We start from the raw sequence: 5,783 nt of genomic DNA, 5'->3' as shown, positions 1-5,783 counted from the left end.
CCATTTGGGGCCACTTGTCAGACCCGTTTTTTGACCGTGGCCCGAATGAAAAAGGCATTGCCATCCAGCTGGGCCATTCGCTGGGCCGGGTTGGACTGGGCTTTGTACTGGCCATGCTGGTGGCGATTCCGCTGGGCTTTGTGATTGGCATGTCGCCGCTGATGCGCAAGGCGTTCGATCCGTTCATCCAGGTGCTCAAACCGATCAGCCCGCTGGCCTGGATGCCGCTGGCGCTCTACACCATCAAGGACTCGTCGGCCAGCGGCATTTTTGTGATCTTCATCTGCTCGATCTGGCCGATGCTGGTGAACACCGCCTTTGGCGTGTCTGCCGTCAAACGGGAATGGCTCAACGTGGCCCGCACGTTGGAGGTGAACCCGCTGCGCACGGCGTTTCAGGTGATTCTGCCCGCCGCCGCCCCGACCATTTTGACCGGCATGCGCATCAGCATGGGCATCGCCTGGCTGGTGATTGTGGCCGCCGAGATGCTGGTGGGCGGCACCGGCATTGGCTACTTTGTCTGGAACGAGTGGAACAACCTCTCCTTGCCCAACGTGATTTTTGCCATTGGTGTGATTGGTGTGGTGGGCATGCTGCTGGACCTGTTGTTTGGCCAAATCCAGAAGATGGTGACCTATGTGGAGTGACACCTCGTTGCGATCACCCATCGCCCCCTACGCCGTACCTCAAGGAAAGACCCCCAACGTGAATTCACTCCTGCAGATCGAAGGGCTCAGCAAAGCCTTTATCCCCGCCAAACCGGTGTTTGCCGATGTCAGCTTCACCCTGACCCGGGGTGAGTTTGTCTGCATCATTGGCCACTCGGGCTGTGGCAAGACCACCATCCTGAACGTGCTGGCGGGGCTGGACACCGCCACCACTGGCAACGTCTTCATGGATGGCCGCGAAGTCACCGGCCCGAGCCTGGAGCGTGGTGTGGTGTTCCAGAGCCACGCGCTGATGCCCTGGCTCACGGTGCGCCAGAACATTGCCTTTGCCGTCAAATCGCGCAAGCCGGACTGGGGCCACGCCGAAGTCAATGCCCATGTGGAAAAGTTCGTCGCCATGGTGGGCTTGAGCCCGGCCATCGACAAAAAACCCAGCCAACTCTCAGGTGGTATGAAGCAGCGGGTGGGCATTGCCCGGGCGTTCTGCATCAGTCCGAAGATGCTGTTGCTGGACGAGCCGTTTGGCGCACTCGACGCGCTGACCCGCGGCACGATCCAGGACGAGCTGATGAGCATCGTGCGGCAAACGCAGCAAACCGTGTTCATGATCACCCACGATGTGGACGAGGCGATTTTGCTGGCCGACCGCATCTTGCTGATGAGCAACGGCAACGAATCTGCCCAGGGCTACACGCCTGGCGGCATTGCCGAGGTGGTGGTCAACCCACTGCCCCGCAGCCGGGTGCGTGCCAACCTGCACCACCTGGACGGCTATTACGAACTGCGCAACCACGTGGTCGATTTTTTGGTGTCACGCGCCATCGCGCACTAACTTTTTTCTTCATTTATTCAACCCCACTCACCTCTACAGGAGTCACTATGAACCGTCTCGAAGTCACCGAAAAAATCATCAGCACCAAAGTTTCCAAGGGCATCAAATGGGATGCAGTGGCCAAAAAAGTGGGTCTGTCCAAAGAATGGGTCACCGCTGCCTGCCTGGGCCAGATGACACTCAATGCCGAGCAGGCCAAGATTGTCGGCAAGATTTTTGGCCTGACGGTAGAAGAACAAAAATGGCTGCAAGTGGTGCCCTACAAAGGCTCGCTGCCCACCCCCGTGCCGACCGACCCGCTGATCTACCGCTGGTATGAAATTGTCAGCGTCTACGGAACCACCATCAAGGAACTGATCCACGAAGAGTTTGGCGACGGCATCATGAGCGCGATTGACTTCTCCATGGACATCGTGCGTGAAGCCGACCCCAAGGGCGACCGCGTCAACGTGGTGCTGTCGGGCAAATTCCTGCCTTACAAACAGTATTGAACCGGAGTCCGCGCATGCCGAACAGCTCTCTCTACGACCCCGACCAGCCCATGACGTTGGCCTGCGCCTGCGGAGCCCGGCATGCCTCGTTTTCCTGCACGGGTTCGGTAACCACGCAAATTGAGCAGCATCAGAACCAGTTGATGGAAGCCAGCCTGGTCAAGGCCATTCTTCCGCACGACGGCTTGCGCCGGCGCTTTCTGCAAGCGGTGGGGGCCAGCACGGCCCGTGCCGCCATTGCTGCGGCCCTGCCCGCCGGGGCGCTGACCAGCCTGCAAGCCATGGCGCAAGATCACGGCACACCGGAGAAAAAAGACCTGAAGGTCGGCTTCATCGCCATCACCTGTGCCACACCGCTGATCATGGCTGACCCGTTGGGCCTGTACAAAAAAGAAGGGCTGAACGTTCAGCTGATCAAAACTGCGGGCTGGGGCACGATCCGCGACAAAATGATCAACCGTGAGCACGATGCCTCGCACTTTCTCTCACCCATGCCGCTGGCCATGTCACTGGGCTTGGGCTCTGCCGCCACGGGCATGCATGTGGCCTCGATCCAGAACACCAACGGACAGGCCATTACCCTGCACCAGCGGCACAAGGCCAACCGCGACCCAAAGAACTGGAAAGGCTTCAAGCTGGGCATTCCGTTCGAGTTTTCGATTCACAACTTCCTGCTGCGCTACTACCTGGCTGAGCACGGCCTGCACCCCGACCGCGACGTGCAGCTCAAACTGGTGCCTCCACCACAAATGGTGGCCGAACTTAAAGCGGGCAACATCGACGGCTTCCTTGGGCCTGAGCCGTTTAACCAGCGCGCCGTGTTTGACGGCATCGGTTTTATCCACCTGCTGACCAAAGACATCTGGGACGGCCACCCCTGCTGCGCGTTTGGCACCAGCACCGAGTTCATCCAGAAAAACCCCAACAGCTTTGCCGCGCTGTACCGGGCCATCATCAGCGCCTCGGTGCTGGCCAGCCAGCCGGGCGCAAGAGACCAGATCGTCAAGGCGATTGCGCCCGCTGCTTATTTGAACCAGCCCGAAGAATTACTCACACAAATCATGACCGGCCGTTTTGATGATGGCCTGGGCAACAACCGCAATGTGCCAGACCGGGTGCTGTTTGACCCGATCCCCTGGCAATCGATGGCGGTGTGGATGCTGACACAAATGAAGCGCTGGGGCTATCTGAAGGCCGAGGTGAACTACCACCAGATTGCCGAAAAAGTTTTCATGCTCACCGATGCCAAAAAGCAAATGGCCATGTCTGGCTGGCGTGCGCCTGATGGTGCGTACCGCAAACACCGCATCATGGGCAAAACGTTTGACCCGGCCCTGCCGGACGACTACCTCAAGCGGTTCACCATCCACAACATGGTGTAGCGTCGCTTGCTTGCCGTCCCCGGAACGGACATGTGGGCGTCACCGACTCAGCCGTTACTGGCGGTAATACCCCATTTGGCCAGCGCAGCATCGTCGCTGACACGAGCATCCACCCAGCGGGCGCCGACGGGTGTCTGTTCTTTTTTCCAGAACGGTGCCTGGGTCTTGAGGTAGTCCATCAGGAACTCGCAAGCAGCAAAACTCTGCCCCCGGTGGGCCGAAGTCACGGCCACCATGACGATCTGGTCCAGCGGCTGCAACAAACCCACGCGATGAATGACGCGGGCACCAAAAATGTCAAACCGCGCGTGGGCCGCGTCGATCATGGCCTCAATCGACTGTTCGGTCATGCCGGGATAATGTTCCAGCTCCATGCTGCTGATGGCGTCCGGTTCACCCGCAGTACGGTCACGCACGGTGCCGATGAAGGAGCACACTGCACCCACCCGGCCATCACGCGCACGCAGTGCCGCAATTTCTGCGTTCAGGTCAAAGTCCTGGGTCTGGATGGAAACACGAGGGAGATGCGTTTGAGTCATGGCCGAATTGTGGCATCACCGGCCTGCTAGACTCAAGCCATGTTTGCCATCCACCGCCCCACCCCTACCCTGGCCCTGATCGGTGCCAGCTGGGCTGTTGCGCTGGCATCCAAACCTCAAAAACCCAAGCTCATCTGACCGGAGCTGCGGTTCCGTCCTCAGATGAGCGACGGAACTGCCAAAAGACCCCCTCCCCCTTTTTTTGGTTCTCGTGCGCATCTGTCGATGGTTTCCCTCATCGGTCTTTTTTCAAAAAAGGAATGATGCATGCCAACCTCTCCCGACTTTTCCGGACTCTGGATTCCCCTGGTCACCCCGTTTCACCACGGTGCGGTAGACCACCCGGCCCTGACCCGGCTGGTCAGCCATCTGGCCAAGGCCGGTGTCCGCGGTTTTGTCGCTTGCGGCTCCACCGGCGAAGCCGCGGCCCTGGACAAGGCCGAACAATTGGCCGTGCTTGACACCGTGCTGCAGGCCAGCGCCGGGCTGCCGGTGGTGATGGGTCTGTCGGGCTACCACCTGGGTCAGACCCAGGCCTGGGTGCGTGAACTGGCCCGCCAGCCCATCGCCGGCCTGCTGGTGCCAGCACCACACTACATCCGCCCGGCACCGGCAGGGTTGCAGCACTGGTTCAGCACACTGGCGAACAGTGCCGGCCAGCCCTTGATCCTCTATGACATTCCCTACCGCACCGGCTCGGTGTTGCCCTTGGAAACCCTGCTGGCGCTGGCGGCCCACCCGAATATCCGGGCCATCAAGGACTGTGGCGGTGACGTGGACAAGACACGGGCGCTGATCACCGATGGCCGGCTGCAGGTGCTGGCCGGAGAAGACGGCCAGATCCTGAACACCCTGACCATGGGCGGTGTGGGCGCCATTGCGGCCAGCGCCCATCTGTGCACGGCACAATTTGTTCAGCTGCTGGCCTGGGTGCGCCAGGGCAACCCGGCGCAGGCGCAGGCACTGTGGCCCGGATTACAGGCCATGACGCAGGCCGTGTTTACCGAGCCCAACCCGGCCCTGATCAAGGCCGCGCTGGCGCACCAGGGCCTGATCCACAACGAGCTGCGGCTGCCGATGACCGCTGCCAGCACCAGCGCCACCCGGCAGCTGCTGGCTTTGCTGGACAAGGCCTGAGCCGTCAGCCGCCGGTGACGGGTGGGAAGAAGGCGACTTCGGCGCCTTCGGTGAGTGCAGCCGACTCGTCGGCCATGACCTGGTTGAGCGCCAGGCGCACCGCCTTGCCACGCGCCAGACTCTCAGCGTAAGCGCCACCCTGGGCGATGAGCTCATCACGCAACGCCGCCAGCGTCGGGGCTGCCGTGTCACGCAGCTCGGACGGTGCCCCAATGGCCTCCCGAATGCCGGCGAAATATTTGATAGTGATCTTCATGCCAGCAACTCCGAAAAAGGAATGAACCGCACCACGTCCCCCGGTGCGATGGTCTGGCCTGGCGGGTTGTCCACCAGACCGTCGCCCCAGACGGCCGAGGTCAGCACGCCCGAGCTCTGGTTGGCAAACAGTTCCAGCCCACCGTCGGCACGGCGGCGCACCCGCAAAAACTCTCGGCGTTTATCGGCCCTAGCCCAGGTGAAATCTGCGGTTGACGCTACTGTTTTAATAGCAAATTCAGTCACCCCCTGCAACTTCAGCAAAAACGGGCGCACCAGCAGCAAGAAGGTGACAAAACTGGACACCGGGTTACCAGGCAGGCCGATGAAGTGCGCCTGGGCCACCCGGCCATAAGCGAAGGGTTTTCCGGGCTTGATGGCCAGTTGCCACAGATCCAGATGGCCCAGCGCCTGCACGGCCGGCTTGATGTGGTCTTCTTCCCCCACCGACACACCGCCGCTGGTCAGAATCAGGTCAT

The 5,783-nt window shown here is 60.8% G+C and carries 8 protein-coding genes; 5 read left to right on the top strand and 3 right to left on the bottom strand.

Annotation, left to right across the window (positions count from 1 at the left end; genetic code table 11):
• From ntrB to PHW99_RS12315, 4 genes are all read left to right on the top strand, one after another.
• Window positions 1-647, top strand: a 647-nt coding sequence (gene ntrB / locus PHW99_RS12330; RefSeq protein ID WP_300177769.1) for a nitrate ABC transporter permease, incomplete at its 5' end; no start/stop codon positions are given.
• Window positions 637-1,500: an ABC transporter ATP-binding protein gene (locus PHW99_RS12325; RefSeq protein ID WP_300177766.1), complete on the top strand. Its 864-nt coding sequence runs from the start codon at window positions 637-639 to the stop codon at window positions 1,498-1,500. The genes ntrB and PHW99_RS12325, both read left to right, overlap by 11 nt.
• 47 nt (window positions 1,501-1,547) lie before the next feature.
• On the top strand, window positions 1,548-1,991 hold the full coding sequence (cynS, locus tag PHW99_RS12320; RefSeq protein ID WP_300177763.1) for a cyanase: 444 nt from the start codon (window positions 1,548-1,550) through the stop codon (window positions 1,989-1,991).
• 14 nt (window positions 1,992-2,005) lie between these two features.
• Window positions 2,006-3,373, top strand: coding sequence for a CmpA/NrtA family ABC transporter substrate-binding protein (locus PHW99_RS12315; protein WP_300177760.1), 1,368 nt, complete (start codon window positions 2,006-2,008; stop codon window positions 3,371-3,373).
• Between the two features lie 47 nt (window positions 3,374-3,420).
• Here PHW99_RS12315 and PHW99_RS12310 read toward each other — a convergent pair whose 3' ends face one another.
• A complete protein-coding gene (locus tag PHW99_RS12310; protein ID WP_300177757.1) occupies window positions 3,421-3,912 on the bottom strand; it encodes a molybdenum cofactor biosynthesis protein MoaE in 492 nt (163 codons plus the stop codon).
• A 267-nt stretch (window positions 3,913-4,179) separates the two neighbouring features.
• Here PHW99_RS12310 and dapA point away from each other — a divergent pair, with 267 nt between their 5' ends.
• Window positions 4,180-5,049 (top strand): 4-hydroxy-tetrahydrodipicolinate synthase, encoded by an 870-nt coding sequence (dapA, locus tag PHW99_RS12305; protein ID WP_300177754.1) that lies wholly within the window; start codon window positions 4,180-4,182, stop codon window positions 5,047-5,049.
• 4 nt (window positions 5,050-5,053) lie between these two features.
• Here the strand turns inward: dapA and PHW99_RS12300 are convergent, their stop codons facing one another.
• Window positions 5,054-5,305 carry a MoaD/ThiS family protein gene (locus PHW99_RS12300; RefSeq protein ID WP_300177752.1) on the bottom strand — a complete coding sequence of 84 codons (252 nt, stop codon included), beginning with the start codon at window positions 5,303-5,305 and terminating at the stop codon, window positions 5,054-5,056.
• Window positions 5,302-5,783, bottom strand: a 482-nt coding sequence (locus PHW99_RS12295; RefSeq protein WP_300177750.1) for a molybdopterin-binding protein, incomplete at its 5' end; no start/stop codon positions are given. The genes PHW99_RS12295 and PHW99_RS12300, both read right to left, overlap by 4 nt.

The sequence above is a fragment of the Rhodoferax sp. genome (assembly GCF_028689305.1).
Lineage (GTDB): Bacteria > Pseudomonadota > Gammaproteobacteria > Burkholderiales > Burkholderiaceae_C > Rhodoferax.
The sequence above is the reverse complement of the archived record's forward strand: the minus strand, read 5'-3'. Positions and strand labels throughout refer to the sequence as shown.